27 protein-coding genes, 2 pseudogenes and 1 riboswitch are annotated in these 24,573 nt (G+C 48.1%); of the genes and pseudogenes, 15 read left to right on the forward strand and 14 right to left on the reverse strand.

Annotated features, from left to right (window positions below; translation table 11 throughout):
• Positions 1–10: 10 nt before the first annotated feature.
• The gene (locus ACQ5DJ_RS23980; RefSeq protein ID WP_007720961.1) at positions 11–319 is read right to left on the reverse strand and encodes a metal-sensitive transcriptional regulator; all 309 of its coding nucleotides are present in this window, start codon (positions 317–319) and stop codon (positions 11–13) included.
• A 126-nt stretch (positions 320–445) separates the two neighbouring features.
• A complete protein-coding gene (locus ACQ5DJ_RS23985; RefSeq protein WP_429844613.1) occupies positions 446–1,543 on the reverse strand; it encodes a bifunctional 3-deoxy-7-phosphoheptulonate synthase/chorismate mutase in 1,098 nt (365 codons plus the stop codon).
• Between the two features lie 314 nt (positions 1,544–1,857).
• Between ACQ5DJ_RS23985 and ACQ5DJ_RS23990 the strand changes: the two genes are divergently transcribed.
• On the forward strand, positions 1,858–4,014 hold the full coding sequence (locus ACQ5DJ_RS23990) for a cell division protein FtsA (protein ID WP_429844614.1): 2,157 nt from the start codon (positions 1,858–1,860) through the stop codon (positions 4,012–4,014).
• A 72-nt stretch (positions 4,015–4,086) separates the two neighbouring features.
• On the opposite strand, the gene ytxJ is transcribed toward ACQ5DJ_RS23990, so the two are convergent.
• The 3 genes from ytxJ to ACQ5DJ_RS24005 all read right to left on the reverse strand — a co-directional run bounded on the left by ytxJ (position 4,087) and on the right by ACQ5DJ_RS24005 (position 5,532).
• Complete coding sequence (gene ytxJ, locus ACQ5DJ_RS23995) at positions 4,087–4,413, reverse strand: bacillithiol system redox-active protein YtxJ (protein ID WP_144613536.1); 327 nt, start codon at positions 4,411–4,413, stop codon at positions 4,087–4,089.
• A 122-nt stretch (positions 4,414–4,535) separates the two neighbouring features.
• Positions 4,536–4,934: a hypothetical protein gene (locus tag ACQ5DJ_RS24000; protein ID WP_429844615.1), complete on the reverse strand. Its 399-nt coding sequence runs from the start codon at positions 4,932–4,934 to the stop codon at positions 4,536–4,538.
• Between the two features lie 364 nt (positions 4,935–5,298).
• The gene (locus ACQ5DJ_RS24005; RefSeq protein WP_015892416.1) at positions 5,299–5,532 is read right to left on the reverse strand and encodes a hypothetical protein; all 234 of its coding nucleotides are present in this window, start codon (positions 5,530–5,532) and stop codon (positions 5,299–5,301) included.
• 226 nt (positions 5,533–5,758) lie between these two features.
• Between ACQ5DJ_RS24005 and ACQ5DJ_RS24010 the strand changes: the two genes are divergently transcribed.
• The gene (locus tag ACQ5DJ_RS24010; RefSeq protein ID WP_017250455.1) at positions 5,759–5,851 is read left to right on the forward strand and encodes a YjcZ family sporulation protein; all 93 of its coding nucleotides are present in this window, start codon (positions 5,759–5,761) and stop codon (positions 5,849–5,851) included.
• A 173-nt stretch (positions 5,852–6,024) separates the two neighbouring features.
• The gene (locus ACQ5DJ_RS24015; protein ID WP_429844616.1) at positions 6,025–7,137 is read left to right on the forward strand and encodes an aminopeptidase; all 1,113 of its coding nucleotides are present in this window, start codon (positions 6,025–6,027) and stop codon (positions 7,135–7,137) included.
• A 57-nt stretch (positions 7,138–7,194) separates the two neighbouring features.
• Here the strand turns inward: ACQ5DJ_RS24015 and ACQ5DJ_RS24020 are convergent, their stop codons facing one another.
• On the reverse strand, positions 7,195–7,728 hold the full coding sequence (locus ACQ5DJ_RS24020) for a PadR family transcriptional regulator (protein WP_047071910.1): 534 nt from the start codon (positions 7,726–7,728) through the stop codon (positions 7,195–7,197).
• A 398-nt stretch (positions 7,729–8,126) separates the two neighbouring features.
• Here ACQ5DJ_RS24020 and ACQ5DJ_RS24025 point away from each other — a divergent pair.
• Positions 8,127–8,429 (forward strand): annotated as a pseudogene (locus tag ACQ5DJ_RS24025) (S1C family serine protease); the annotation flags it as partial.
• Positions 8,430–8,466: 37 nt separating this feature from the next.
• Here ACQ5DJ_RS24025 and ACQ5DJ_RS24030 read toward each other — a convergent pair.
• Positions 8,467–9,540 carry a YheC/YheD family protein gene (locus ACQ5DJ_RS24030; protein ID WP_429844617.1) on the reverse strand — a complete coding sequence of 358 codons (1,074 nt, stop codon included), beginning with the start codon at positions 9,538–9,540 and terminating at the stop codon, positions 8,467–8,469.
• Between the two features lie 199 nt (positions 9,541–9,739).
• On the opposite strand from ACQ5DJ_RS24030, the gene ACQ5DJ_RS24035 reads away from it, so the two are divergent.
• The 3 genes from ACQ5DJ_RS24035 (at position 9,740) to ACQ5DJ_RS24045 (ending at position 11,910) form a co-directional block, all read left to right on the forward strand.
• Positions 9,740–10,060, forward strand: coding sequence for a winged helix-turn-helix transcriptional regulator (locus tag ACQ5DJ_RS24035; protein WP_017250460.1), 321 nt, complete (start codon positions 9,740–9,742; stop codon positions 10,058–10,060).
• Between the two features lie 112 nt (positions 10,061–10,172).
• A complete protein-coding gene (locus ACQ5DJ_RS24040) occupies positions 10,173–11,603 on the forward strand; it encodes a recombinase family protein (protein ID WP_429844618.1) in 1,431 nt (476 codons plus the stop codon).
• Positions 11,604–11,631: 28 nt separating this feature from the next.
• Positions 11,632–11,910 (forward strand): S1C family serine protease, encoded by a 279-nt coding sequence (locus ACQ5DJ_RS24045; protein WP_429844619.1) that lies wholly within the window; start codon positions 11,632–11,634, stop codon positions 11,908–11,910.
• Positions 11,911–11,940: 30 nt separating this feature from the next.
• Here ACQ5DJ_RS24045 and ACQ5DJ_RS24050 read toward each other — a convergent pair whose 3' ends face one another.
• Entirely contained in the window at positions 11,941–12,087 is a 147-nt protein-coding gene (locus ACQ5DJ_RS24050; protein WP_429844620.1) for a hypothetical protein, read from the reverse strand.
• A gap of 61 nt (positions 12,088–12,148) precedes the next feature.
• Positions 12,149–12,430 carry a DUF2325 domain-containing protein gene (locus ACQ5DJ_RS24055; RefSeq protein ID WP_016742090.1) on the reverse strand — a complete coding sequence of 94 codons (282 nt, stop codon included), beginning with the start codon at positions 12,428–12,430 and terminating at the stop codon, positions 12,149–12,151.
• Between the two features lie 329 nt (positions 12,431–12,759).
• Between ACQ5DJ_RS24055 and ACQ5DJ_RS24060 the strand changes: the two genes are divergently transcribed.
• The 3 genes and pseudogenes from ACQ5DJ_RS24060 (at position 12,760) to ACQ5DJ_RS24070 (ending at position 15,207) form a co-directional block, all read left to right on the forward strand.
• Positions 12,760–13,359, forward strand: a complete 600-nt coding sequence (locus ACQ5DJ_RS24060) for an IMEF encapsulin system ferritin-like cargo protein (protein WP_429844621.1) — start codon at positions 12,760–12,762, stop codon at positions 13,357–13,359.
• Positions 13,360–13,396: 37 nt separating this feature from the next.
• Complete coding sequence (locus ACQ5DJ_RS24065; RefSeq protein WP_007721249.1) at positions 13,397–14,245, forward strand: family 1 encapsulin nanocompartment shell protein; 849 nt, start codon at positions 13,397–13,399, stop codon at positions 14,243–14,245.
• Positions 14,246–14,388: 143 nt separating this feature from the next.
• Positions 14,389–15,207: pseudogene (locus tag ACQ5DJ_RS24070) on the forward strand (alpha/beta fold hydrolase).
• A gap of 55 nt (positions 15,208–15,262) precedes the next feature.
• Here ACQ5DJ_RS24070 and ACQ5DJ_RS24075 read toward each other — a convergent pair.
• The 5 genes from ACQ5DJ_RS24075 to moaC all read right to left on the reverse strand — a co-directional run bounded on the left by ACQ5DJ_RS24075 (position 15,263) and on the right by moaC (position 20,462).
• Positions 15,263–16,471: a PLP-dependent aminotransferase family protein gene (locus ACQ5DJ_RS24075; protein WP_429844622.1), complete on the reverse strand. Its 1,209-nt coding sequence runs from the start codon at positions 16,469–16,471 to the stop codon at positions 15,263–15,265.
• A 195-nt stretch (positions 16,472–16,666) separates the two neighbouring features.
• Positions 16,667–17,137, reverse strand: coding sequence for a hypothetical protein (locus tag ACQ5DJ_RS24080; RefSeq protein WP_088908737.1), 471 nt, complete (start codon positions 17,135–17,137; stop codon positions 16,667–16,669).
• 151 nt (positions 17,138–17,288) lie between these two features.
• Positions 17,289–18,470, reverse strand: coding sequence for a pyridoxal phosphate-dependent aminotransferase (locus ACQ5DJ_RS24085; RefSeq protein WP_429844623.1), 1,182 nt, complete (start codon positions 18,468–18,470; stop codon positions 17,289–17,291).
• 83 nt (positions 18,471–18,553) lie between these two features.
• Positions 18,554–18,668, reverse strand: a riboswitch (SAM riboswitch).
• A 60-nt stretch (positions 18,669–18,728) separates the two neighbouring features.
• Positions 18,729–19,976, reverse strand: coding sequence for an MFS transporter (locus ACQ5DJ_RS24090; RefSeq protein ID WP_429844624.1), 1,248 nt, complete (start codon positions 19,974–19,976; stop codon positions 18,729–18,731).
• 3 nt (positions 19,977–19,979) lie between these two features.
• Positions 19,980–20,462 carry a cyclic pyranopterin monophosphate synthase MoaC gene (moaC, locus tag ACQ5DJ_RS24095; protein WP_429844626.1) on the reverse strand — a complete coding sequence of 161 codons (483 nt, stop codon included), beginning with the start codon at positions 20,460–20,462 and terminating at the stop codon, positions 19,980–19,982.
• A 172-nt stretch (positions 20,463–20,634) separates the two neighbouring features.
• Between moaC and ACQ5DJ_RS24100 the strand changes: the two genes are divergently transcribed.
• The 5 genes from ACQ5DJ_RS24100 to ACQ5DJ_RS24120 all read left to right on the forward strand — a co-directional run bounded on the left by ACQ5DJ_RS24100 (position 20,635) and on the right by ACQ5DJ_RS24120 (position 24,552).
• Entirely contained in the window at positions 20,635–21,174 is a 540-nt protein-coding gene (locus ACQ5DJ_RS24100; protein WP_429844627.1) for a methylated-DNA--[protein]-cysteine S-methyltransferase, read from the forward strand.
• Positions 21,167–21,880, forward strand: a complete 714-nt coding sequence (locus ACQ5DJ_RS24105) for a 2OG-Fe(II) oxygenase (protein ID WP_429844628.1) — start codon at positions 21,167–21,169, stop codon at positions 21,878–21,880. The genes ACQ5DJ_RS24100 and ACQ5DJ_RS24105 overlap by 8 nt, the downstream gene beginning before the upstream one ends.
• Positions 21,881–21,892: 12 nt before the next feature.
• A complete protein-coding gene (locus ACQ5DJ_RS24110; protein WP_429844629.1) occupies positions 21,893–22,711 on the forward strand; it encodes an SPL family radical SAM protein in 819 nt (272 codons plus the stop codon).
• Between the two features lie 103 nt (positions 22,712–22,814).
• Complete coding sequence (locus ACQ5DJ_RS24115; RefSeq protein WP_429844630.1) at positions 22,815–23,522, forward strand: molybdenum cofactor biosynthesis protein; 708 nt, start codon at positions 22,815–22,817, stop codon at positions 23,520–23,522.
• Between the two features lie 4 nt (positions 23,523–23,526).
• Positions 23,527–24,552 carry a ThiF family adenylyltransferase gene (locus ACQ5DJ_RS24120; RefSeq protein ID WP_429844631.1) on the forward strand — a complete coding sequence of 342 codons (1,026 nt, stop codon included), beginning with the start codon at positions 23,527–23,529 and terminating at the stop codon, positions 24,550–24,552.
• Positions 24,553–24,573 lie beyond the last annotated feature (21 nt).

Below are 24,573 nucleotides of genomic sequence, written 5' to 3' on the forward strand. Positions count from 1 at the left end.
TGCGCACCCGTTACTTCATTAGTTTGTTCATCGTTTTCAAAAGCTCATCAATTACTTCATGATCGCCTTGCTGAATGCGATCCATCACACAGCTTTTCATATGTCCTTCTAGGAGCATTTTCCCAACCGCATTCAGTGCAGATTGCACGGCCGCAATTTGATTGAGAATGTCGTCGCAGTAGACATCCTTCTCTACCATTCCGCGAATTCCGCGAACTTGTCCCTCTACCCGATTCAGTCGGGAGATGAGATTAGACTTGATTTTATCCGGCCTTTCGGTGGACCGATCAGTCGAGCAGCATTGATGGTTGTCTTCCATATGGTCTATCCTCCTTCACCAATATCAGCACGTAATTCTAGCTTACTTGGTCGTCAGTGGTTCGTCAAATAAGAAAGGTCCTCCCGCGCGCAGGAAGGACCCTCAAAACGTACCAGAAAGGTATTTTTATGCTCTCGTTGCTACACTCTCGCCTTTGTACAGGCCAGAAGCGAGCAGTTCATCAACGAACTCGTTGAACTGTGGAATGTTCAGCTGTTGCTTCGCATCAGACAGTGCCACATCTGGATCTGGGTGAACCTCTACCATGATTCCATCAGAACCGACTGCGAAGCCTGCTTTCGCGCAAGGCAAGAGCAGATCACGACGACCTGTAGAGTGCGTCACGTCTACAAACACTGGCAAGTGCGTCTCTTGCTTGAGGAGCGGTACTGCAGAAATATCGAGCGTATTGCGTGTCGCTTTTTCATATGTGCGGATTCCACGCTCGCACAGCATGACTTGTGTGTTACCTTCGGACAGGATGTACTCTGCCGCGTAGATGAACTCTTCAATCGTAGCAGAGAGGCCACGCTTCAAGAGGATCGGCTTGTTCACACGACCTGCCGCCTTCAGCAGTTCGAAGTTTTGCATATTGCGAGCACCGATTTGGATAACATCGATGTATTTCGTCGCCATCTCAAGATCTGCTGGCGTCACGATTTCACTGATCGTTACGAGGTTGAATTCATCCCCGATACGCTTGAGGATTTGCAAGCCCTCTTCACCCAGACCTTGGAAGTCGTATGGCGAAGTACGAGGCTTGTACGCACCACCGCGCAGTGTGCGCAGTCCGCGTTTTGCGTGGTTTTCTGCTACTGCTCTTACTTGCTCGTAGCTTTCCACGGAGCATGGACCTGAGATGAGAATCGGATTTTTCCCTCCGAATTCAACACCTTTTACAGTGATAACTGTATCCTCTGCCTGTTTCTTACGGCTAACGAGGAGTACTTTTTTCTTATCGTCGTCTTGCAGAACTAATGAAGCTTGGAAAATTTGCTTGAACAAATGACGAATCGCATTGTCATTGAAAGGACCTTTATTATTTTCAACGAGCAGATTGAGCATTTGGCGCTCACGCTCTGGGTCAAAACGGTTGCTGCCCTGTTTTTCTTTTTCTTTGCCGAGCTCTTGAACCAAGGTTGCTCGTTTGTTGATCAATTCAAGAATTTGCAGGTTGATCTCGTCTATCTGCTTGCGCATGGTTTCGATTTGATCGTGTGCCATCTCTCTCCACTCTCCTCTTTTTATATAGGGATTTATCGATAAATTAGGGTAATTATAATCGATTCAAACACCCTTGTCAGCAGTTTAGCGCCAAAAAGCGCGAAAGTAAATTTTTTCTGTTTTTTTATCTTTTCCAATTATTCGTCAAACAGAAGAAGATTCCTTGATTCGACAGGATTCTTTCCCTTTTGAATCGAATAGTTTTGGATATATGTTCTAGCTAAAAGTGATTGTTCCTTTCCGATACAGTCCAAAATCACCGATAAGTATTGTAAAGACTTTTTGAACAACCTCTTACAAGGAGTGACCTACTTTTGTCTGACATCACAGCCCCTGAGCTTATTTTTTCATTAGATATTGGAACGCGCAGCGTCGTCGGCCTGATTGTGGAAACGACCGGCGAGCAGTACCGAGTATTGGACTGCGCAATTCGAGAGCACGATGAACGCTCCATGCTCGATGGGCAAATTCACGATATTGTCGCCGTAGCTAAGGTGATTCAACAAATAAAAAATGAACTGGAGGGAAAATATGGAAAACTGCATCAGGTAGCGGTCGCTGCTGCCGGTCGGTCATTGCGCACCCGCCGCGTTCGTGTGGACATGCCGTTAGCTAGACATGCCTTCATCTCGCGTGAAGATGTTGTCGCTTTGGAGTTTTCCGCTGTACAGGAAGCCCAAGCCGCATTAGCTCAAGAGCTAAAAGATCAAGACGTTACCCGCTATTACTGCGTCGGTTACAGCGTCGTCAATTACCATCTGGATGGAGAGTTGATTGGGAGTCTAATTGACCAGCGGGGTGACATAGCCAGCGCAGATGTGATCGCAACGTTCCTTCCACGCGTGGTTGTCGACTCGTTGATTGCTGCTCTGAAACGATGCGATTTGGAAATGCAGGCATTGACACTTGAGCCTATTGCGGCGATTAATGTCCTGATTCCTGTGACCATGCGCCGCCTGAATATCGCATTGGTGGACATCGGGGCAGGTACTTCTGACGTAGCGCTGACTGAGGACGGGGCGATTACCGCTTACGGCATGGTACCTGTTGCAGGCGATGAAATCACGGATGCGCTCATGAACGCCTTTCTCATGGATTTTCCGATGGCAGAAGAAGTGAAGCGTCTCTTATCCACCGAGGAGTCTGTCACCTTCACCGACATTCTCGGCATGGAGCATACGATGAGCGCTGCCGAGGTAACGAGTGCGATTGAAGCAGACATCCAGCAACTCGCCGATAAAATTGCTTTTAAAATATTGGAGCTCAATGGAAAAGCTCCGCAAGCGGTCATGCTGATCGGCGGCGGCAGCCTCACCCCTGGGCTTACTGGAAAAGTCGCTCAGGTCTTGAATATTCCTGCCGCCCGTGTTGCTGTCAGAGGCGGCGATGCGATCAAGCAGTACGTCGGAGACAATCCTGCGCTCAGTGGACCTGAGTTCGTAACGCCAGTCGGTATCGCTGTTGCTGCGCGCCGTCATCCATTGCGTTATGTAACTGTTACGGTCAATGATGCTCCTGTGCGCATTTTCGATTTGCGAAAAATGACTTTGGGTGATGCGCTCATTGCATCTGGATTGGATATCCGCCGTCTGTATGGTCGCCCCGGATTGGCGATGACAGTCACCGTAAACGGACGGATGAAAATGATTCCGGGTGGTCATGGGACGGCGCCGGTGATTGAGCGCAACGGAGAGAGCGTCAGTCTCGACACGCCAATCAATGACGGGGACCAAATCACCGTAGTGGCAGGTACAAATGGCGATGATGCACGCGTGTTTGCCAAAGATTTATTCGATGAGCTGGACACGCTTGAATTGATCTGCAATGACCGTCCCTACTCGCTCGGTCCAGTCGTACATGTTAACGGAGCGGTTGCTACTCTCGATACATTGATCTCTGATCGTGCCGAAGTGGACATCCACCTTCCACGCACCGTCTATGAAGTACTGGAACTCGCAGAACTAAAAACGTCAGCGGAATCAGGCTTGCGATTTTCTGTGAATGGACAAGATTATTCGATCCCGTCCCGTATTGAGGTGATCGAGCTGAACGGAAGACCAGCAGCTTTGACAGATATCGTCCGACAAGGTGATGTCCTCGTATATCGGCTGAATGAAGTCCCTGCCCCTTCCATACAAGATGTCATCCCCTTGGAAGAATGGGTACAGGAGACTATGATCGTACACTTCAACGGTGAACGGGTTGTTTTGCCTGTCGCACAGGTAACGATAACCGTAGACGGAAAAGCGGCGAATGCCTCTGATCCCGTGAGTGAAGGTTCCGACATCACGGTAAAATCCTCACCTGCGTCTACACCTGTGTTTAGCGACGTCTTCCGTTTTGTCGATGTTTCCTTGGAAAAGCCCGACCGTGAGAGCATCTCCGGATTCGTCATGCTCGTCAACGGCGAACAAGCCAACTTCCAGACAGAATTGAAAAGTGGAGACAAGTTGGAGCTATTCTGGGAATAGTCTCTCCAGCCCTCTTTTTCTCCATGCAAAAAGCCGGATTCACCTCGCTTATAAGGTGTCCCGGCTTTTTGATTACGCGTTGAGCGCCTGGCCAATCGCGTCCTTTGTAATTTTCCAGTGAGACGTGTGCCATTTTACTTCACCGTTTTCCAGCAAAAAGATTTGCGGGGATTCGTGCTTGATGGAAAAACGATCCGCTACGGCGTTGGAGACAGGGCGATCCTCTCGAACCAGAATGACCGCAGATTCCACTTGATTGTCCAGCAAGTACGCCTGAAACTCTTCATAAGCGGACGTACTGATTGGGCAAATTGTGCTATGCTTAAACAATAGCTTTTTCCCATTTTTCGCTACGAACTCATCCAGCTCTTCAATGGAGTGAAGCTGTTTTTGTGACATGATTCATCTCTCCTTATCTTATGTGCCTATCAGTATACATAAGTCCAAGCAGCAAAGTCTACATTTGCGGTGCAGTGGTGAAATGAAAAAAGAGATACCTTCTTACAGGCATCTCTTTATCCTTATACCATAATTTTCGTGAGACGTTCGCGTAGCTCCAGCATCCATTTTTCATCGCCAAGGGACTGCGCCAACAAAAACAGATCCAATAGCTCGTTGACTTTTTCACCAAGTAATTCTCTTACGGTCGAATTCACCTTCTCATTAGCAATCAATACCAATAAGTTGGATAACTCTGACATCTCTTCGAATTCGACTGCCTGGCGCTGCGGATGTTGGCCCAGTTCCTCCATGAGTGACTTTAAATCATCCTTAATCACATCTACCACTTGGGAATGGTCGCAGTCTTCGTCCACGCAGACGTGTACAGGTACATTCATGATTTTAACCCGTTTCCGGTACACGACGTTGCGCAGCTCGATCTCCATTTCGTTCCCGCAGCGGCTGCATTTCTTTTGCACGGTGTTCACCCCTATATCTACTTATGTATGCCTCTCATACTATTCGAGAATCCTCCTTTCAATCCTGCTAAAGAGTAGGTGGTACTTGGTGGATATAGAGTCAGATATAGACTTAGAGTCAACATAGTGCAGGAGAAGAAAAAGCACAGTTCTCTTTGACTCTGACACGCCAGCATGGGGGATTCACTGTCCGTCTCCACTTCAAAAAGGGGACCGTCGAGCCAGAGCCACCTGCCCTGTGCTTTTTCTTCTCACCAGCTTTATGTATTCATCGGTACCTTTTAAAACTTGCAACAACTTAAACATACGAAAAAGACGATGCCAACAAGTAGCATCGTCTTTCCTTTGCGATCAAACTTCAATCTCAAGCGTAGATGGCGTTTACTTTTTCACAATGCGGACAAACAGCGACTTTCCCTGCTTTTCCGTCTTCATCTTCTACACGGTAGCCAGTAATTTGCTCGGAAAAACAAAACAGACATTCTGTATTGAAGTCCATATCGTACTGCGCTTTCCACACAATGGATTTAAAGTCTTCTCCAACATTAATCGTAATTTGGACCAAATCATGCTGCAGGCTCGATAATGATCTTTGCATCACATAAACATCCTTTCATACTTGCAAAGTCTTTTGGTATCCTCTAGCTTTTCCTGCTTTTCAGAATAATAAACATCGAGAATGGCAAGAGTAGGAAAAACGAGAGATTCCCAAAACAATTTTCTCAAAAATGGGCGGATGCCCGGTTCGGTCCTATGCGATCACCCATATGTTGTAGATGTAAGCACAAGAGGCTTAACACACATATGAGGAGGATGTTTATTCGATGAGCGGCATCTTTAATGGAGAATTCGACGGCTTCACTCTGGTTTTGATTCTTTTCATCCTGCTGGTTATTATCGGGTGCAGCTGCGACTAATCTTTCTTCCCCGAAGATATAGCCATATTCAGCAGGTCCTTGCATATACATGAAATACCGAATCCTTCAAGCGCGTTTCCTCCGTAAGCTACCCTCGCCAGTGGGTAGCTTTTTTCTGTTTGAGTTGTGTACAATGGATAAGAATGATATGGAAAGTGAGGGATCCCCTTCCTATGAAAGATCCACGAATTGAAAAACTGGCTGACGTCCTCGTCAATTATTCAGTGACTGTCAAGCCTGGTGAAAACGTTTTAATTTACTCCATTGGCGACGTTACCGATCTGACAAAAGCCGTAATTGCCAAGGTATACGAAGCTGGGGGAAATCCGTTTGTTCAACTGATCGACCAATCCGTTCAGCGCGAACTTTTGATGGGTGCCAACGAAACACAATTGGGTATCATGCGTGAAGCAGATGTGGCTTTCATGAAGCAAATGGATTGCTACATTGGCATCCGCGGCGGAGACAACATCAGTGAGCTCTCTGATGTGCCTGGAGACAAAATGCAACTGCACTCCAAGCTGTTAGCGCGTCCTGTACTGGATATTCGCGTACCGCATACCAGATGGGTTGTGCTTCGCTATCCAAATGCATCTATGGCTCAATTGGCTAATATGAGCACCGCCGCTTTCGAAGATTTCTATTTCAAAGTGTGTACCCTTGATTACGGCAAAATGGATAAAGCCATGGACAGCCTGGTCGAGCTGATGGAGAAAACCGACAAGGTACGTATCGTAGGGCCAGGCACCGACCTGACCTTCTCCATCAAAGATATCCCGGCAATCAAATGTGCAGGTGAAGCCAACATCCCTGATGGAGAAGTATTCACTGCTCCTGTCCGTGATTCCGTCAACGGTACGATTGCGTACAACACGCCATCTCCTTACCAAGGCTTTACTTACGACAATATCAAGCTGACCTTTAAGGATGGCAAAATTGTCGAAGCAACTGCCAACGATACAGAGAAGATCAATGAAGTCTTTGATACTGATGAAGGTGCCAGATTCGTTGGGGAATTTGCGATTGGTGTGAATCCGTACATCCAAAACCCGATGAAAGACATCCTCTTCGACGAAAAAATCGATGGAAGCTTCCACTTTACACCAGGACAGGCATACGACGAAGCGTTTAACGGAAACAAATCCTCCGTGCATTGGGACTTGGTTATGATTCAACGCCCTGAGTGGGGCGGTGGAGAAATTTGGTTTGACGATCGCCTGATCCGCAAAGACGGACGTTTCGTTGTACCAGAGCTCGAATGCCTCAATCCAGAAAACCTTAAATAAATAAAAATAAGCGAAGGGCTCATTGTTCACAAGACATGAGCCCTTCGCTTTATGTGGCTAAACAGAATAAGCTGGTTGTTTCAACAAGGAAGTCATTTTTTGTTCCATAAAGGAAATCGTTGACTCCAGATGATGAATGGTATACTCCCAGCAAAAACGTTGATATTCGTCAAAATTCACTTCCAGCTTTTTATAAGAGGCCTTACTTTGTTGGAGCAATTGACGTTGCGTATCTAAACAGCCCTCTAACAAATCCTTTTGTTCGTCGATCGTGCGGCTCTTGCCGAAGAAAATCTTAACCAGCATATCTGAACGCAATACTGGCGGCAAGATAGGCGTCTGGATTTCTTGACGGAAAGATTGTTTTCCGGCTTCTGTAATACGGTACAAAATCTTGTTCGGCTTGCCAGACTGAATGATTTCTTGCTTCGTTACGAAGCCTTCTTCCTCCAGTTTGCGCAATGCTGGATAAATAGCACCAAAGCTAGCGTCATAAAAGAATCCAATGCTGTTTGTAAACGCTTGCTTAATATCGTAGCCACTCATTTCCCCATAGCTCAAGAAACCCAGTATGATCGTTTTAACATCCATCTCTTCGCATCCTCCGTTACCGTTCTTTTTCTCTCTCTAGCGGCTAGGACTTAGCCTTTATGTTCAAAATATTCTTTAACTACATGTTATTATAAATGCATTTAAATAATTATACCAATGCTATTTCTTTATTATATCAATCAAAATTAATGATATATCCTTCATGTGACTAGAAATTGGGCGTCCCTTCCCTCTCCACTCCCCATAAGATGATACATACCTATCTGCTGTAGGGGGAGAGATCGGTGAAAAGTAAAAAATGGTCCCAATATACGCGGGTAAAGTACCCTGTGAGCAGCAGCAGTCTGCACCCATTCAATTTCTTCGTTCCCATTGTCGAGCGAGTTCAAGAAGGAGTAGTCTCCATCGTGACCGAGGATGCTCCCCATTCCAAAGACGTGGATTCGTTAATTCGCAGCCTCATTGATCAAGAGGATAATTCACCACCCACGGAACGAAGCTTTGGCTCCGGATTTCTTTTTCATCCGAAAGGGTATATCTTGACGAGCGAGCATGTCATCGGCAAATCCAAAAACATTTTCGTGAAGCTATATAACGGTAGGGTGTTTGAAGCCAAACGCATTATAGCCGATCGAGTCCGGGATTACGCCGTCATCAAAATTGATGCAGACTGCAAGCTATATCCGCTGCCACTAGGCAACTCTTCTCATACAAAAGTAGGAGAATGGGTCATCAGCGTCGGTTCTCCATCTGTATTCAAAGAGACAAAAAACGAGCCTAGCCCCGGGCCAAATACAGCGCAAATTGAACGGGACGAGCGATCGCCTTTTTGTATAGCTCCATGTTACCCATCTGGCGAAAAACCTCTCTCCCCGGCTTGGGGTTCACTTCGATTAACCACGCACGTCCGTCCACATCCACCCCAATATCCAGACCGAATTCCATCATGCGACCGAAATAATCCTCGAGCGTGTTTGCTACATCGAGAGCAAGCTGATAACATTCCTGTTTGATCAGTTCTCCCCGCTCCTCTCCAAATCGCCTGGACATAAACCATTCAAAGGGAATCGCTCTGCCTCCCCCATGCAAATTGGAAGTAGCACTGCCGTTGTCCCCCATACGTACTGCGCAGCCTGTCACCACCCATTCCCCACGCTCGTCCTTTTGAATCAATAGCCGTACATCGGCGACATGCTTGCGTAGCAGTCCCAGATCCAAACCTTGCTGCACCAGGAAATTGCCATCGCGAATGCGTTGCTCCTCCACCCACGTTTTGACCCATTTTTCCACGCCCTCCACCGTATCAATCCGAGTTACATGATGGTTATGCTTTTTGTCACGTCCGGAGAGGCTATAGTCCTTGCCGCTGCTCTTCACTCTGAGGATGCTTCTTCCCCCTGTGCCATTGCCTGGCTTGACATAGACGAGTCCATGGCGTGCGAGCATGTTTCGGACCATCCCTTTTTCGTAAATATGCGTCTCCGGAATCCAGCGTTTGACGCGTTCATCGGAAGCGAGCAGATTCGTCACTCTCCATTTCTTACTGAACGGACTGTTTGCAAAGAAAAACAGATCGCTATTCCGCAGCCGGATATACTCCTTTACCCTACGTCGGTACCGATCGATTACAACTTCTGGCCAAGGGAAAGATTTACTTATCCAGCCCCCGTTCGGTTTTGGGATGAAGCCCTTGATCTTTCTGGCAGGAACATTGACGTCCTGATGCGAAAACAGGTAGATTTCTGCGCCTAGCTTTTGCCCTGTTTGAACCAGCTTTCGCAAATAATCTGGTTCCTCAAAGCGTACACCCTCCCGCCAGGTTAAAATGCCGATTACCCGTTTTGAAAGCATCGTAACACCCTCTTCGCTTCTTATTTCGCGATTAGTGTATGTGTGGACACCTTATAGGGAAACATTTGTCCATGAAAACGGGCTTGACTTCTCAGCCACTGACAAAGTGTCATTCCAACTTTTCGTTACTTACTTTTTTCAAGCTTATCTGTTAGAATAAAGGGCAACAATAATGCTGCTAGATAGAGGTGACGCCGATATGAGTCAAGATTTTTCTGGCGAACACATGTGTCCAAAATATGAATGTGCAATAAACGTCCTCGGAAAGCGCTGGACCGGCCTGATTATTCATGTGTTGCTACGTGGGACTGTACGTTTCAAAGATATCCGCGAAATGGTTCCGCATATGAGCGATAAAATGCTCTCTGAAAGGCTGAAAGAGCTGGAGGAGCTAGAGATTTTGGAGCGCAAAGTGTACCCAGAGATCCCGGTTCGCATTGAATACGAATTGACCGAAAAAGGAAAAGATCTGCGTCCTGTCATTGATTCCATTCACGAATGGGGTCAAAAATGGATGTAGCATAACCCCACTTGTCCAAGACGGATAAGCGGGGTTTTTTATTTGCGGTCAGGCATAAGCTCCTCCCTTTTGCTGTACACTCTAGCAACCCAAGGTGAAGGGAGGGCGGGCGATGCGAACGGCCGTCTACATTCGTGTCAGTACGGAGGATCAGGCACGTGAAGGATTTTCGATTCCCGCTCAAAGGGAAAAGCTGCTCTCGTATGTTCACTCCCAAGGTTGGGAAGTCCATGCAGTCTACTCAGATGAAGGCGTGAGTGCCAAAGATACGAATCGCCCCGCACTTGGTCAGCTCCTGCAGGATGTCCGAACGGGTGAAATCGATGTTGTTCTCGTCTATCGACTCGATCGACTTACTCGCTCTGTCCTTGATCTGTATCAGCTCCTACAGGAGTTCGATCGACATGCGGTACACTTTAAAAGCTGCACCGAGGTATATGATACGACTACGGCAATCGGGCGACTGTTTATTACCTTAGTAGCTGCCCTCGCACAATGGGAACGGGAAAACCTGGCGGAACGGGTCAAGCTGGGGATGAGCCAGATGGCAAGAGAACGAAAACGACCAGGAGGACCTGCACCGTATGGATACAATCTGGTACGAGGAACGCTGGTCGTGAATCAAAAGGAAGCAGCTGACGTACGCAGCATGTTCGAGCGCTATGATCGAGGCGAATCCCCACGCGAAATCGCTGAATGGGCGAATTATTCCGGATTGCGCGGGAAAAATGGCGCTTCATGGAGTGCAAGTGCCGTACTTCGACTGTTAAAAAATCCGGTCTATCATGGTGCGTTGCGTTGGAATTACACCGACGCCGATCAACAACGGAATGACCCGGAGGAATGGATTATCGAAGAGGCGACTCACCCAGCCATCATCGATAATCCATGTTTCTCGCGTGTACAGGAGCGGATGAGTGCTCGCGGAACAAGCCATCCCCGTATTCTCAGTTCCCGCTACCTCTTTTCCGGATTACTGTACTGCTCGCGTTGCGGCTCCTCTATGCGCGGGAAAACAACCACAATCACGGGAAAAGGGGAAAAACGTTACACGCACCGCTACTATTTATGTAAAAACAAGCTTACCGGTACGTGTGATGCTCCTGCCATACGTGAGGATCGCTTAGAAAAAGCCATTGTACACGAGCTGATGCAGCATTCGCCAGAGTCAATCGCTACGTTGAAGGAAGTGTATCAGACTGTGTTACAGACGAATTCCCGCGCTCCCGCGAAAGAAACCGAGGAACAGCTGCAAATTCGGAGGCAGCGCTGGGAACAAGCTTATGAAGAGGGATTCCTTACTCTCCCTGCCTTACGAGAGAAAATCAGTGCATTGGAGATGGCTGTAAAAGAACAGAAAAAAGGACAACCGCTAGATCTAGATGCGCTTTCCAATTGGAATCTCATTTGGATGCACGCTAATGAAAAAGAACGGCGATTGCTCGTATGCACACTTATCCAACGTGTTGACGCGGAAGCAACAGACACTGCCTCTAGTCAGAAAAATCGAGAGGTTTGCCTGCATCTATTGTCTTTTCACTAAAATGAAAATTGCCCCTGATTTTGTCTGTATGGCGACAGGTGGTTCCCCACTTGGTTTGGAAAATTCTGTGACAGCGGGAATCATCAGTGCCAAAAACCGCCGCTTACAGGTTGCGAAGCGAATGTACGAAGAAATTTTTCAGACGGATGCTGCCATTAACCCAGGTAATAGCGGAGGTCCACTCATTAATTTGAATGGGGAAGTCGTTGGCCTCAATGCATTCATCATTCAATCCAGCCAATGCTTGGGCTTCGCCATCGGGATTGACGCCCTCAAAGTGCAACTGGAGCAATACGTATTCAAGTGAGAAGCAAACGATTCAACAAAAAAACCCCGTCTAGGAGGACGGGGATTGCTTCTCTAATGCAATAAGATATATATTTGGACCTTCTGTGTTGATTTGTTCTTCTGCCTGTTTTAATTGTTGCAGCTGAGCGGCCGTAAGCTGTGCGATAGGCAGTTCACCCAAACGATTCTGTTCCATGCGTCATTCCTCCGTTTGTCAGACTCACGAAGGTAGTCTGCCCGATCTGGAGAGTATGTATTTACGCAGTGAGATCAAAAGCTTTGGCAATCGCAGAACACGAACGCTTGCAGAAAACGATGGGCAGCTCGCGATCTTTGGCTTGGTTTTTCACTGTTTTGGCCAAGTTGTGATTGACGAAATCAGTCAACACCAAAATCATGTGGATGCCAGCCGGAATTTTCACCCCGGTTTGCGAGCTTTTCCGTCCAGTTACGTGGTGAATGTCCTTGAAGCCTTGCCCTTGCAGAAGTTCGATAATATTACCCAGGCGATCTCCGCCTATTACTAAAATGGATGACATAACTTGTTACCTCCTTAAATTTAGGTAATGTAGGATTTATGTTTTCTTCTCAGAATGTTAATTGATAATGAATATCACTCTTATTGATAAATATTATCATTCCCAATTGCCTTTGACAATACTCTCCATGATAACTTTTTTGTCAAAAAACAAAACTAGAAACGAAGCCCCTAAGCAAAGCCACGGCGCTCTAGCACTCCCGCCCTCTTTTCCAAATTACACCGCACCATATTCTTCGTAATCATAGGAAATTGTACATAGGTGTTGCCCGGGTGTTTTTTCCAACGTTATAATGAAAAAATAGATTGTGAATGAGGAGGTGGCGTAGGGTGCAAGAAATTACACAGCTGCACGCCATTTTTGATCGCACCAAAGGTTATATCAACAGCTTCATGGGTGTTATCCAGCCGATTATCGACGCGGCAACGGACGAGCATACTCGTCTCTACTACCATCATATTTTGGAAGAAGAAGAACAGCGCATGGGTCGCTTGCAGGAATTGGTTCCCTACCTGGAGAAACTATCCTCAGGAAAAAGCCTGGATCAGCTAAGTGATCGCGACCTCTCGCAAATGTTGTCCGATGTGAATCTGGAACGTTTTGGACTGCACAATTTCCGCGAGCATCTGGAGCTCTCTCTGTATGAATTCAAGGATGACGAAACACGTCAGCTCCTGGATGGCATGCGTGAAAAGACGCATACAGACTATTTGACAGTCAAAGAGATCATGGCGAGCATGAGCCAACGATTCTCTGATGCGGCTCATCCTGATCTCACTGATCACGATGAGGGGCACGACATTCATCAGGTAGATCATTTGAAAGCTTCGGCTTCCGCTCCTCACGGTGTTGCTTCCGTGATCAAGCATTCCGCCCCTGCAGTTTCTGGCAAAAAAGGACTGACAGTTGGCAGCTTGAAAGGAATGTAGCGAATCGGAAATCCTGAAATGACATGGAGGTTACACTATGGACAAGCTTCGCAAATACCCAGACTCTCCCTTGACGACTGAAGAATGGAACCAACTGGACGCAACTGTCGTTGACATGGCTCGCCGCCAGCTGGTAGGACGTCGTTTTATCGATATTTATGGACCATTGGGTGAAGGCATCCAAACCATTACCAACGATGTATATGAGGAATCGCGTTTTGGCGGTCTCTCCCTGCGCGGAGAATCCCTGGAAATGACACAGCCTAGCCGCCGTGTCAGCATGACGATCCCAATCCTCTATAAGGATTTCATGCTCTACTGGCGCGATGTTGCCCAAGCACGCACACTGGGCATGCCTTTGGACATGAGCGCGGCTGCCAACGCAGCTGCTGGTGGTGCACTGATGGAAGACGATCTGATCTTCAACGGTGCTGCTGAATTCGATCTCCCTGGTCTGATGAACGTAAAAGGCCGCCTCACTCATCTGAAGAGTGATTGGATGGAATCTGGCAATGCGTTTGCCGATATCGTGGAAGCGCGCAACAAGCTGTTGAAAATGGGCCACAGCGGTCCGTATGCACTTGTTGTTTCTCCTGAGCTCTACTCCCTCTTGCATCGCGTGCACAAAGGCACCAACGTGCTTGAGATCGAGCATGTTCGCAATCTCGTTACAGATGGTGTCTTCCAATCTCCTACCATTAAAGGCCGTTCCGGCGTATTGGTAGCGACTGGCCGCCACAATCTCGACCTGGCGATTGCAGAAGACTTCGACTCCGCATTCCTCGGAGACGAGCAAATGAACAGTCTGTTCCGTGTATATGAGTGCGTTGTATTGCGGATCAAGCGCCCAAGCGCAATTTGCACCTTGGAAGAAACAGAAGAATAGGAAGCCCTTTGGCACACCCATTGACGTTTTTCGTTGTGGGTGTGTTTTTTCATCCTTGAAATATGTAACAAATCACTTATAATAAGAACGTACGTTCCGAACTTTCGAAACAATCTGACGTAAATGTCGTTGGGGGGCTTTTTATGAGATGCGAAGTCAATGGCGTTAACCTTTATTATGAGGAGATCGGAAGCGGTTTTCCTGTCGTGATGATTCACGGTTTTTCACTTGATCACCGCTGCATGACTGGTTGTCTGGAACCAATTTTTGAGAAACGCTCAGGATACCGACGACTTTACATAGACCTGCCCGGAATGGGACAAACGGAAAACTACGAACATATCCACACCACGGACGATATTGTGGAGGTTGTCCTCGCTTTCATCGATCAGCTCATTCCAGGTGAACCCTTTTTCATTGCGGGTGAATCATACGGCGGATATCTTACACGAGCAGTTATCGAGAAGCGCCGGGATCAAGTGAAGGGCGCCCTGTTCATCTGCCCGAACGTCATTCCTGATAAAGAAAAGCGCACACTGCCGGATAAACCCGTCTTAATAGAGGAGCCTTCTCTCTGGGAGAAGTTGAGTGAGACGGAGCGAGCGGAGTTTGAGCCGATGGCGGTAGTAGCTACTGAATATACGTGGAACCGCTATAAAAAAGAGATTGTCGACGGCTACATGCTATCTGACCCTTCTTTCCTCAGTAAAATCAGACAGTCATATGGTGTGTCCTTCCCATTGGATACGGCCCCCTTTCCCCACCCGAGTCTTTTTGTTGTGGGCAAACAAGATCATTCTGTCGGCTATCGCGATATTTGAGATATCATCGAAGGCTATCCTCGCTCTTCTTTTGCCGCACTCGATTGTGCTGGGCACAACTTGCAGATTGAGCAGCCGCTTCTGTTTACAGAGCTTGTGAATGAATGGCTGGATCGGGCGCAAAGAGAGCTTTCCCTGTAAACATGCATCAAAAAAGACAACCAGCTCAATGGCAATGGTTGTCTTTTTGCTTCTATTAAACATTTGTCACCAGCGATTCACTATAAGCGTGGAATGCTTTGCCCAGTCGTGAAATCGCAAGCTCTGTGTCTTCTCGGTTCAAGAGTGTATAGTTCAAGCGCATCGTATTAACTTGCGGCTCTGCTGCATAAAACGGCTTCCCTGGTACGAATGCCACGCCTTCCTTTACGGAACGGGACAGCAGCTTCTCAGCATCGACGTGCTCAGGAAGATTCACCCAGAGGAACATCCCGCCTCTTGGTTTTTCCCACTGTACACCCTCCCAGTTTTGCGCAACCAAGAGCTCATGCATCCATTCCATGCGTGCCTTGTAGGACTCGCGGATTTTCTCAATGTGGCGCTCCAGATCAAAGCGGGACAAAAGCTCATACAGAGCGTACTGGTCGATTGTGCTCGATTGCAGATCAATTGCTTGCTTCGCCTTCACCATCATTTGAATCACACGTGTATCTCCAATGGCCCATCCGGTACGCAAACCTGGCGCGACAATTTTGGAAAAAGTACTGGTGTACACTACACAGGAATCGGTCGGATGCTCATCCAGTGAGAAGATCGAGCGGTACGGTGCCTCCCCATCGAATTGGATCTCTCCATATGGATCGTCTTCCAAGATGAGAATGTTTTGCGCCTTACATTGACGAAGCAAGCCGAGACGGCGCTCGAGACTCCATACCTTTCCTGTCGGGTTCGCAAAGGTAGGAATAACGTACACCATTTTCGGGCGATACTGGGCAATTTTTTTCGCCAGATCGTCCAAATCCATCCCATCAGCATCACCGTCTACAGGGATCGCTTTGATTCCCCGGAATTGAAATAACTGAACGGCCGCCAAATAAGTAGGGTTTTCAACAAGAACAACATCGCCTTCGTCTAAATATACACGACACAACAAGTCTACTGCTTGCTGAGAGCCCGTTGTGATGATCATATTATCTACACCGACGTTCATATGCTTTTGCTTCATGCGGGATGCAATCCACTCACGAAGCGGCAAGTATCCATCAGTTAATCCGTACTGCAGAGCTTTTGCTCCTTGTTCGAATGCGCGATTGAATGCTTCACGCATCTCTGCTATTGGAAAAGAATCCTCTGCTGGCAGTCCACCTGCGAGCGAGAGCACTTGATTGCCTTGGGTCAGCTTCAAGATTTCCCGGACAGCCGAGGAGGATAGTGCTTCGACAGATTTTGAAAATGAGTACTCCATGTTCCGTTCCCCCTTGATTTTGCTTATCCTTGTTTTATCACTGTCCACAGCGTAAGTCCAATCCTTGCTAGCTATGAGCGGATAGGTTTTGACTATGTCGAGCGGTTGTTCAATCGTTAGTCTTGACACACTGCATGCAAAAAACCCCTCTTCGTCTCAAACGAAAAGGAGTCCATATGTATGGGCTATATTTTCCTAGGCGATGCGGAACACACGCGGTTTCTCTGTGTGTGGGAGGAAAGAGAGGTCTACATGCGTGGACGCTTCTTCCATGCCAATATCACTTGCCAACAGCAATGCCTCTTCTTGGAAGGTCGGCGTACAGCTACCTTCATTCAGTTCACAGAGACGCTTCAATCGCTTCAGTCTCTCTGCGGATTTCTCTACTCTCATGCATTCATTCGTAAGCTCACAAACGTTGACGTGACGAGCATCAGCGATCATGCTGATATCATTCACATGGACAATCAGTCTTTTGCCTTCTTCCGTAACAAATCCGATCGAGCAAAAATGCGCACCTGACATTTCCAAACGAGTGAGAACAGCATTGGCGTAAACTTCTCCCGTCCGCAGACGAATCTGGCCTGCTTCAATGGCTCCGCCGATTTTCCGCTCGTTGGCGATCACCGTATACATATCCGTGTAACCGTTAATCTGATAGCGCATGGTACCCTCCCGCTCTCGCTGAGACTAATTATCATTAACAATGTCATCGTATAATGAAAATCATTATCTGTCAATAATGAGAATGATTTTTATTCTAGAATAAAAAAGCCACACTCCATTTCTATGGTAGTGTGGCCAAATTACCTCGCCTTTATTTTGTTTTCGTAAATAACCCCAACCGCTCAATTCGCTGAACCGCTTCCGCGAGACGATCTTCATTTGATAGCAAAGCCGCTCGCACATAGCCCTCACCTGTCGGACCAAAGCCATTTCCTGGCGCTACAACGACATGCGCTTTTTCCAAAAGCAGGTCAGAGAACTCCACGGATGTGAAGCCACTTGGAACAGGAAGCCAAGCAAAAAACGAACCTTGAGATGGTGGTGCCTGCCAGCCAATCCGATGCAGATTGGAGTACAAGGCATTGCGGCGGCTTTCGTAGACAGCGACGAGATCGCGAACGCACTGCTGTGACTCCGTCATCGCTTTGGCTGCCGCCATCTGTACCGCTCCGAACAGACTGACGAAATAATGGTCCTGAATGAGGTTAATCAGACGAACCAGCTCGCGATTTCCTACCATAGCACCGACACGCCAGCCTGCCATGTTGTACGTTTTGGACAAGGTATAAAATTCTACACCCACTTCTTTTGCACCCGGAACCTGCATGAAGCTGACTGGCTTTTTCCCGTCATAGCTGATCGCCCCGTAGGCGAAGTCGTGGCAGACGACGATTTCATGTTTTCGAGCAAAACGAATGGTTTCCTCATAAAACTCGAGTGGTGCGTTGACTGCTGTCGGATTGTTCGGATAGTTGAGAAACATCAGTTTCGCTCGATCCAAATCAGCTTGGGAGAGCTGGCTGTAGTCTGGCAAAAAGTCATTTTCCGCCTTCAATGGCATCATGACCATCCGTCCATTTACGACTGCAACCCCCGACCAATAATCCGGATAACCTGGGTCTGGAACCAGTGCAACATCGCCTGCGTTCATCAGGACTTGGCAAATCTCTACGAGTCCGGTTTTGCTGCCGAACAATATCGCTACTTCTTCCTCCGGATCGAGGTCCACATCAAATTCTTGCTTATACCAATGTTTCACTGCCTGCTTCAGTTCCACGCGTCCCTGAAAAGGCGGATATTTGTGATGGAGTGGTTGTGCCGCTTGCGCCTGTAATTCTTCAATAATGTGTGGCGGTGTCGGCAAATCAGGATTGCCCTGCCCCAGGTTAATGACGTCATGGCCTTGCGCAATGACCTTGTTTACTTTTGCCACCAGGGTCGCAAAAAACTGGGTAGGGAGTCGATCAATCATGTCGGAGGGTTGAATGCGCATCTTTCTTCCATTCCTTTCTTGGGCCCAATACAATAAAACCCCCTTTTTCCATACAGAAAAAGGGGGAGATCAGCTTGGTCACGTCCTTATCTGTCAGGAAAAAATCCTGCTGGAATTGGCACAGCATCTGTCCATCACATGGAACAGATCCGCTGCCGGGCTTCATAGGGCCAGTCCCTCCACCTCTCTGAATAAGTCAAACACACGGAATATACTGTTTTTTCGTCTATATCATACTACTTGAGCACGTAAACCGTGTCAAGATACTTGATTCTGTACGGGTACCTGATGCCTTCTTTTTTGAAAAGATGTGTGGAAGGCAAAGAATGCGACAGACAACAGACACAAGCCTGCCATTACGAACAATAATCCCTGCGCATGAAACGATTGGAAAATGAAGGCGCCGAGCAGTGGTCCGAGCATCCGCCCTGCTGATCCAGTCCCTGCTATCAGACCTTGAATGAAGCCTTCTCGTCCCTCTGGCGTAAACTGTGCAGCTACTGCCGGCACCGCTGGCCACACGAGCATTTCTCCCAGCGTCATGATGAACATGCCTGCCACAAAGCCTGCATAAACCGTTGATTGCGACAGAATCAACATCGACAAGGCAAAGATATAAGCGCCCAAGAGCATTTGTGCTTTTAACGTACGGGCAAAGCTTCGAATGACCCACGCAATCAATGGCTGACCAAACAGGATCAAACCGCCGTTCAGCGTCCACAACAGACTGTATTGACGTAGTGAAATGCCAAGGGATTGCATGTAGGCCGACAGCACCGTTGTCCATTGTACATAGACAATCCAGCTAATTAATAGCCCCCCGCATAATAGCAGCAATGCTCCCCATACGACCTTGGTCTCTTTCTGTGGTTCTCGTAGAAGCTCTCCCTCTGCTTGTTCGGGAGTAGTCGTCTGCAATTGACGTTTTTGCTCTGCAAGTTTTAACTGACGAGGCAAAATGAGCATGAACATCGTCAGTACAATTACTTGTGAGATCGCATTTCCGAAAAACGTCCACGCAAACGAAACACTTGCTAAGAAGCCGCCTAAAGCAGAACCGGCAGCTACACCCACATTGAGGGAAACGTAAATCAGATTGATTCCTTTACGGCCGCCCTCTGGCCATAAAACCACTGCCAGCGCATTCATAACGGGAGAAAGGGATCCATAAAAAAGTCCATTCAATAATAACAGTACGACATATACGGTAAAATCTTGTGTAACTCCTAAACAAACCGAAATAAGTATTCCGCCGATGGAGCCGACAACAATGGTGCGCATTTTACCCCAGCGGTCAAACATCATCCCGCCGACAATACTCCCGATCAGGAATGCGCCTTGATTTAAAAGCAACAAGAAGCCGGCTACAGTCAGCGGCTTTCCGAGATGGTTGTGAATATAGATCGTAACTAGCGGCCAAATACACGCCATTCCGGTAGAAAAAATGACGGCAGCAATCGTCAATAAACGAATGCTGCTCGGATAGGATTCCCACTTTTGCCTCATGGCTTACTTCTCACCCCGATGGAAATCGCCGCTTTTTCCGCCTGTTTTGGATTGCAGACTGGTCGGACCGATTATCATTTCTTTATCCATGGCTTTGCACATGTCATACACCGTCAAAGCCGCTACGCTAACAGCGGTCAACGCCTCCATCTCGACGCCTGTTTTCCCTGTCGTCTTCACGGCTCCTGTAATCGCAAGCGTCGTTTCATCTACAAAAGCAAATTGTATGTCGATGCCAGTCAATGGCAGCGGATGACACATTGGGATGATTTCCCACGTCTTTTTGGCAGCCATGACACCTGCTACCTGCGCTACTGCGAGTACATCGCCCTTTTCGATTCGACCTTCGCGGATTCGGGCGAGTGTTTCGGGTTTCATACTGATTTGGCTCTCGGCTACAGCCACCCGTTTTGTGACGTCCTTCTCAGATACGTCCACCATCCGTGCTCGATTTTGTTCATTAAAATGTGTTAATTGATCAGTCATACTAGTATCTTTCCTCCTCTATCTTCTCCTACCTTACTCCCGCCGCTGGATAAAAGCAATGGGAATGTAGAGGGCATCGTTTCGTTATCTTGCGCATCCACTCCCAAAAACGTACGAAGAATAGGTGCTGGAGGTATACTGTGCGTACACAGCTCGAAGGAGGCGTATGGAAATGGAAACAAGGAAGGATCAAATGGTACGTTGGACAATGCTTGCGCATAATGATTGGACCATTTATTTGGCTGCAACAACTGCCGGACTTTGTTATGTCGGCTCGGTCAACCAGCCTTTTGCTGAATTGGAAGCTTGGGTTAAAAAGCATCGCCCACAAAGTTCACTGGTGCAAGACGACCAATGGTTACAGCCTTTTGCCACAGAACTGATGGAATATTTGCAGGGAACGCGCGAGCATTTTTCCATGGATTGCGACCTATCTGGAACGCCTTTTCAGCTCGCAGTCTGGGAGGCACTGCGCCAAATCCCGTACGGTCAAACGGCATCGTATACCGACATTGCGAACATCATTGAAAAGCCTGCTGCTGTTCGTGCAGTCGGTGCCGCAATCGGTGCCAATCCGGTTCTCATTACAGTCCCCTGCCACCGCGTTGTCGGTAAAAACGGTTCACTGACTGGCTATCGTGGAGGACTGCCCATGAAGACAGCTCTGCTTGATCTGGAGAAAAAGACGAATAGGGGTGTGAAGCATGGCTAGTTCACTGACAGAAAGGATCGATTCACTTGACTGGCATTCCCTGCAACAGGAGTTGGACGAACAAGGGTATGCTTCTTTTCCTTCCTTAATAAGCGCGGATGCGTGCGAAGAATTAATCGCTACGTATGGAGAAGATGACCTTTTTCGCAATACGATCCAGATGGCTCGATACCGTTTCGGTGAAGGGGAGTATCGTTATTATCAGGCTCCCCTTCCCTCGCTTTTGCAGGAGCTTCGCGAAGGCTTTTATCCGATGCTTGCGCAGACTGCGAATCGGTGGCTGGAAATGCTCGGGCGCGAAGCTATTTATCCTGCTACCCTCCCTGAATTTTTGGCGCGATGTCACGACCAGGGGCAGCTGCGCTCTACTCCATTGATTTTGAAATACGAAACGGGTGGCTACAATTGTTTACATCAGGATATGTACGGCGAGGTGTTCTTCCCGTTTCAAGTCGTTTTTGCCTTGAATCAGAAGGAGAAGGACTACACTGGTGGAGAATTTCTGCTGATGGAGCAACGGCCGCGCGCACAGAGCCGGGGACATGTGATAACCTTGGACCAAGGCGCTGGACTGATTTTCCCGACATCCTACCGTCCCGTGCAGGGAACGCGAGGCTATTATAAAAACACGCTGCGCCACGGTGTCAGCACGATTACCTCCGGAAAGCGCTACAGCCTCGGAATTATTTTTCATGATGCAAAGTGAGGAACGCCCAATATGAAAAGCATCCTTTCCTATAAAATGCCGAAAACCCTCCTCAATAAAGGAAGCGGATTTCTTGCGGATTACACCCACTCGCTCAATCCGTATACGGGCTGTTCTTTCGCCTGCTCTTATTGCTATGTTCGGCAAATGCCTGTCTCTTTGTTTCGCAGCGAGCAATGGGGCACGTGGGTTGACATTAAGCAGCAAGCTGCCGATTTATTGCGCAAGGAGTTTTTGCGGGCAAAGAAAAAAGGAAAGGTGACCATCTTCATGTCTTCGAGTACAGACCCGTACCAGCCCATCGAACAAACGGAAAAGGTAACGAGGTCTTTACTCGAAGTCATGGTAGAGAATCCACCCGATTTTTTGCTGGTGCAGACGAGAAGTCCCTTGGTTTGGCGGGATGCCGATTTGTTGCTTCTGCTGGGCGAGCGCGTCCGCGTCAGCATGACCGTCGAGACCGATTTAGAAGAAATTCGCAGACACTTTACCCCACAAGCTCCCCCCATTCAAGCGCGGCTAAAAACACTCCAGCGTTTGGCGGAAGCAGGCATCCCTACGCAAGCAACCATTGCCCCTGTTTTGCCTAGCAGTGAGTCATTCCCGGAGATTTTGCGCCCCTTAGTCACACGTGTCTGTGTCGACGACTTTTATATGGGAGATGGCAGCGGCGGTAAACGAACGAAAAGAAACGGCATTCCTGCTCTCTATGAACAGCTTGGACTGGAACAATGGTATGAGCCGTCCGCTTATCGGACCGTCAATGATCGGCTATTACGTGTTTTTCCCCCGGACCAGATTTATTTGAGTCAGGAAGGCTTCGCCCCTTAGAATCAACCGTTGATTGTAACACCCCATTCATTGGCAACTTTGATCGGTTTATGATATCGTCTAGCCTAGAGTGTAGTATCATCCAGGGAAATGAGGAATTGTCTTGACCATTACGATCTTGTTATTTGCCGGACTCGCTGAACGTGCGAATGCCCGGGAAGTACAGTTGACCCTATCTGAAGGCGCGACCGTTAGCGATCTTCTGCAAGCAGTGGAAAAAGAATATCCTGCGCTCTCTGCGCTTTTAGGCAGTTGCTTTGTCTCCATCAATCATGAATATGCGGCGAAAAATCAGGTCATTTCAGCCGACGACGAGATTGCCCTCCTACCTCCTGTAAGCGGAGGAGAAGAAGAACCGCGCTTCGCTATTACTGAGGAGCCCATTTCTGCGGACAAGCTGGTTCGTCTGGTAAGTAACCCGCATGCAGGCGCAATCCTTACTTTTGTCGGAACTGTTCGGGAATTTACCCATGGTCAGCGCACGGTGTATTTGTCCTATGAAGCATATGCCCCTATGGCTGTTGAAAAAATGAAGCAGGTCGCAGCAGAGATCGAAGAACGCTGGCCGGGAGCTCAAGTGGCGATGCACCATCGTATCGGTAATTTGGCTGTGGAAGAGATTGCGGTTGTTTGTGCCGTTGCAACAGCGCATCGCAACGAATCGTTTGAAGCAGGCCGCTATGCTATCGAGCGGCTCAAAGAGATCGTTCCCATTTGGAAAAAAGAAATGTGGGAAGATGGAAGCGAATGGAAGGGACATCAGCAAGGACCATGGAATCCGCTTGCGATGCCAGAAGGAAAGGTGGAGTAACGCCTTGGATACTCGCTATTCCCGTCAGATATTGTTTCATCCGATCGGACGCAGTGGACAGGACAAACTCAGACAAAGCCGTGTAGCGATCGTCGGCATGGGAGCGCTCGGAACTGTTCTCTCCAATCATATGGTTCGTGCTGGAGTAGGATTTGTCCGCATCATTGACCGCGACTTCGTCGAGCCGAGCAACCTCCAACGTCAAATGCTCTACGACGAATCCGATGCAGCCGAGCATTTGCCAAAAGCAATCGCCGCTCACGCCAAGCTGACAAAGATTAATTCAGCTGTCACGATCGAACCGATTGTCGCAGACCTCACCGCTTACAATGCGGAGGAATTGCTGGCAGATGTCGATCTCGTTCTAGATGCGACGGATAATTTTCAGGTGAGATATCTCGTGAATGATGTTTGCGTTAAGCATAGTATCCCGTGGGTGTACGGTGGCGCTGTGAGTGCGACCGGAACATTTACCGCGATTCGTCCGGGGATCACGCCTTGCTTGCGCTGTCTTTTCCCTGAAGCGCCAAACCCGGGTGAGATGCCTACCTGTGACACGGCTGGCGTCATCGGACCAATCATTCACATCGTCGCCTCCTATCAGGCAACAGAAGCATTCAAGCTGTTAGTGGATGCAACGGATGAGCTCAATCCGAATTTGGAGCACTTTGAGATTTGGCATAACCGCCATCAGCAAATCAAGGTGGTCAACGCCCGCCGAGACGACTGTCCAACATGTGGGCACAAGCAATTTTCGTTTTTGCAGCCGGATACCCAGGATGGACAGGCCGTTTCGCTTTGCGGTCGAGACACCGTACAAATCTCGCCCGCCGCTGCAATCACACTTGATCTGAACTCATTGGCTGATAGACTCTCCCCTTTGGGACAAATCGAGCAAAACAAGTTTTTGCTGCGTTTCCGTATCGATACGTACACGCTCGTCATTTTCCCGGATGGTCGTGTCCTCGTGCAAGGCACAGATGACATCAGCCTAGCGCGTTCGCTCCATGCCAAGTATATTGGAGCGTAACTGGTTTACCCATAATGAAAA

Source organism: Brevibacillus sp. FIR094, assembly GCF_050477165.1.
Taxonomy (GTDB): Bacteria; Bacillota; Bacilli; order Brevibacillales; family Brevibacillaceae; genus Brevibacillus.

Coding starts and splice junctions, on each gene's coding strand:
- ACQ5DJ_RS24050 (WP_429844620.1), bottom strand. CDS start 12,087: ATGGAACAGAATCGTTTGGGTGAACTGCCTATCGCACAGCTTACGGCC.
- ACQ5DJ_RS24010 (WP_017250455.1), top strand. CDS start 5,759: ATGAGCGGCATCTTTAATGGAGAATTCGACGGCTTCACTCTGGTTTTG.
- ACQ5DJ_RS24100 (WP_429844627.1), top strand. CDS start 20,635: ATGGAAACAAGGAAGGATCAAATGGTACGTTGGACAATGCTTGCGCAT.
- ACQ5DJ_RS23985 (WP_429844613.1), bottom strand. CDS start 1,543: ATGGCACACGATCAAATCGAAACCATGCGCAAGCAGATAGACGAGATC.
- ACQ5DJ_RS24040 (WP_429844618.1), top strand. CDS start 10,173: ATGCGAACGGCCGTCTACATTCGTGTCAGTACGGAGGATCAGGCACGT.
- ACQ5DJ_RS24030 (WP_429844617.1), bottom strand. CDS start 9,540: ATGCTTTCAAAACGGGTAATCGGCATTTTAACCTGGCGGGAGGGTGTA.
- moaC (WP_429844626.1), bottom strand. CDS start 20,462: ATGACTGATCAATTAACACATTTTAATGAACAAAATCGAGCACGGATG.
- ACQ5DJ_RS24065 (WP_007721249.1), top strand. CDS start 13,397: ATGGACAAGCTTCGCAAATACCCAGACTCTCCCTTGACGACTGAAGAA.
- ACQ5DJ_RS23980 (WP_007720961.1), bottom strand. CDS start 319: ATGGAAGACAACCATCAATGCTGCTCGACTGATCGGTCCACCGAAAGG.
- ACQ5DJ_RS24085 (WP_429844623.1), bottom strand. CDS start 18,470: ATGCGCATTCAACCCTCCGACATGATTGATCGACTCCCTACCCAGTTT.
- ACQ5DJ_RS24015 (WP_429844616.1), top strand. CDS start 6,025: ATGAAAGATCCACGAATTGAAAAACTGGCTGACGTCCTCGTCAATTAT.
- ACQ5DJ_RS24055 (WP_016742090.1), bottom strand. CDS start 12,430: ATGTCATCCATTTTAGTAATAGGCGGAGATCGCCTGGGTAATATTATC.
- ytxJ (WP_144613536.1), bottom strand. CDS start 4,413: ATGTCACAAAAACAGCTTCACTCCATTGAAGAGCTGGATGAGTTCGTA.
- ACQ5DJ_RS24020 (WP_047071910.1), bottom strand. CDS start 7,728: ATGGATGTTAAAACGATCATACTGGGTTTCTTGAGCTATGGGGAAATG.
- ACQ5DJ_RS24110 (WP_429844629.1), top strand. CDS start 21,893: ATGAAAAGCATCCTTTCCTATAAAATGCCGAAAACCCTCCTCAATAAA.
- ACQ5DJ_RS24045 (WP_429844619.1), top strand. CDS start 11,632: ATGGCGACAGGTGGTTCCCCACTTGGTTTGGAAAATTCTGTGACAGCG.
- ACQ5DJ_RS24035 (WP_017250460.1), top strand. CDS start 9,740: ATGAGTCAAGATTTTTCTGGCGAACACATGTGTCCAAAATATGAATGT.
- ACQ5DJ_RS24005 (WP_015892416.1), bottom strand. CDS start 5,532: ATGCAAAGATCATTATCGAGCCTGCAGCATGATTTGGTCCAAATTACG.
- ACQ5DJ_RS24105 (WP_429844628.1), top strand. CDS start 21,167: ATGGCTAGTTCACTGACAGAAAGGATCGATTCACTTGACTGGCATTCC.
- ACQ5DJ_RS24090 (WP_429844624.1), bottom strand. CDS start 19,976: ATGAGGCAAAAGTGGGAATCCTATCCGAGCAGCATTCGTTTATTGACG.
- ACQ5DJ_RS24080 (WP_088908737.1), bottom strand. CDS start 17,137: ATGCGCTATCAGATTAACGGTTACACGGATATGTATACGGTGATCGCC.
- ACQ5DJ_RS24075 (WP_429844622.1), bottom strand. CDS start 16,471: ATGGAGTACTCATTTTCAAAATCTGTCGAAGCACTATCCTCCTCGGCT.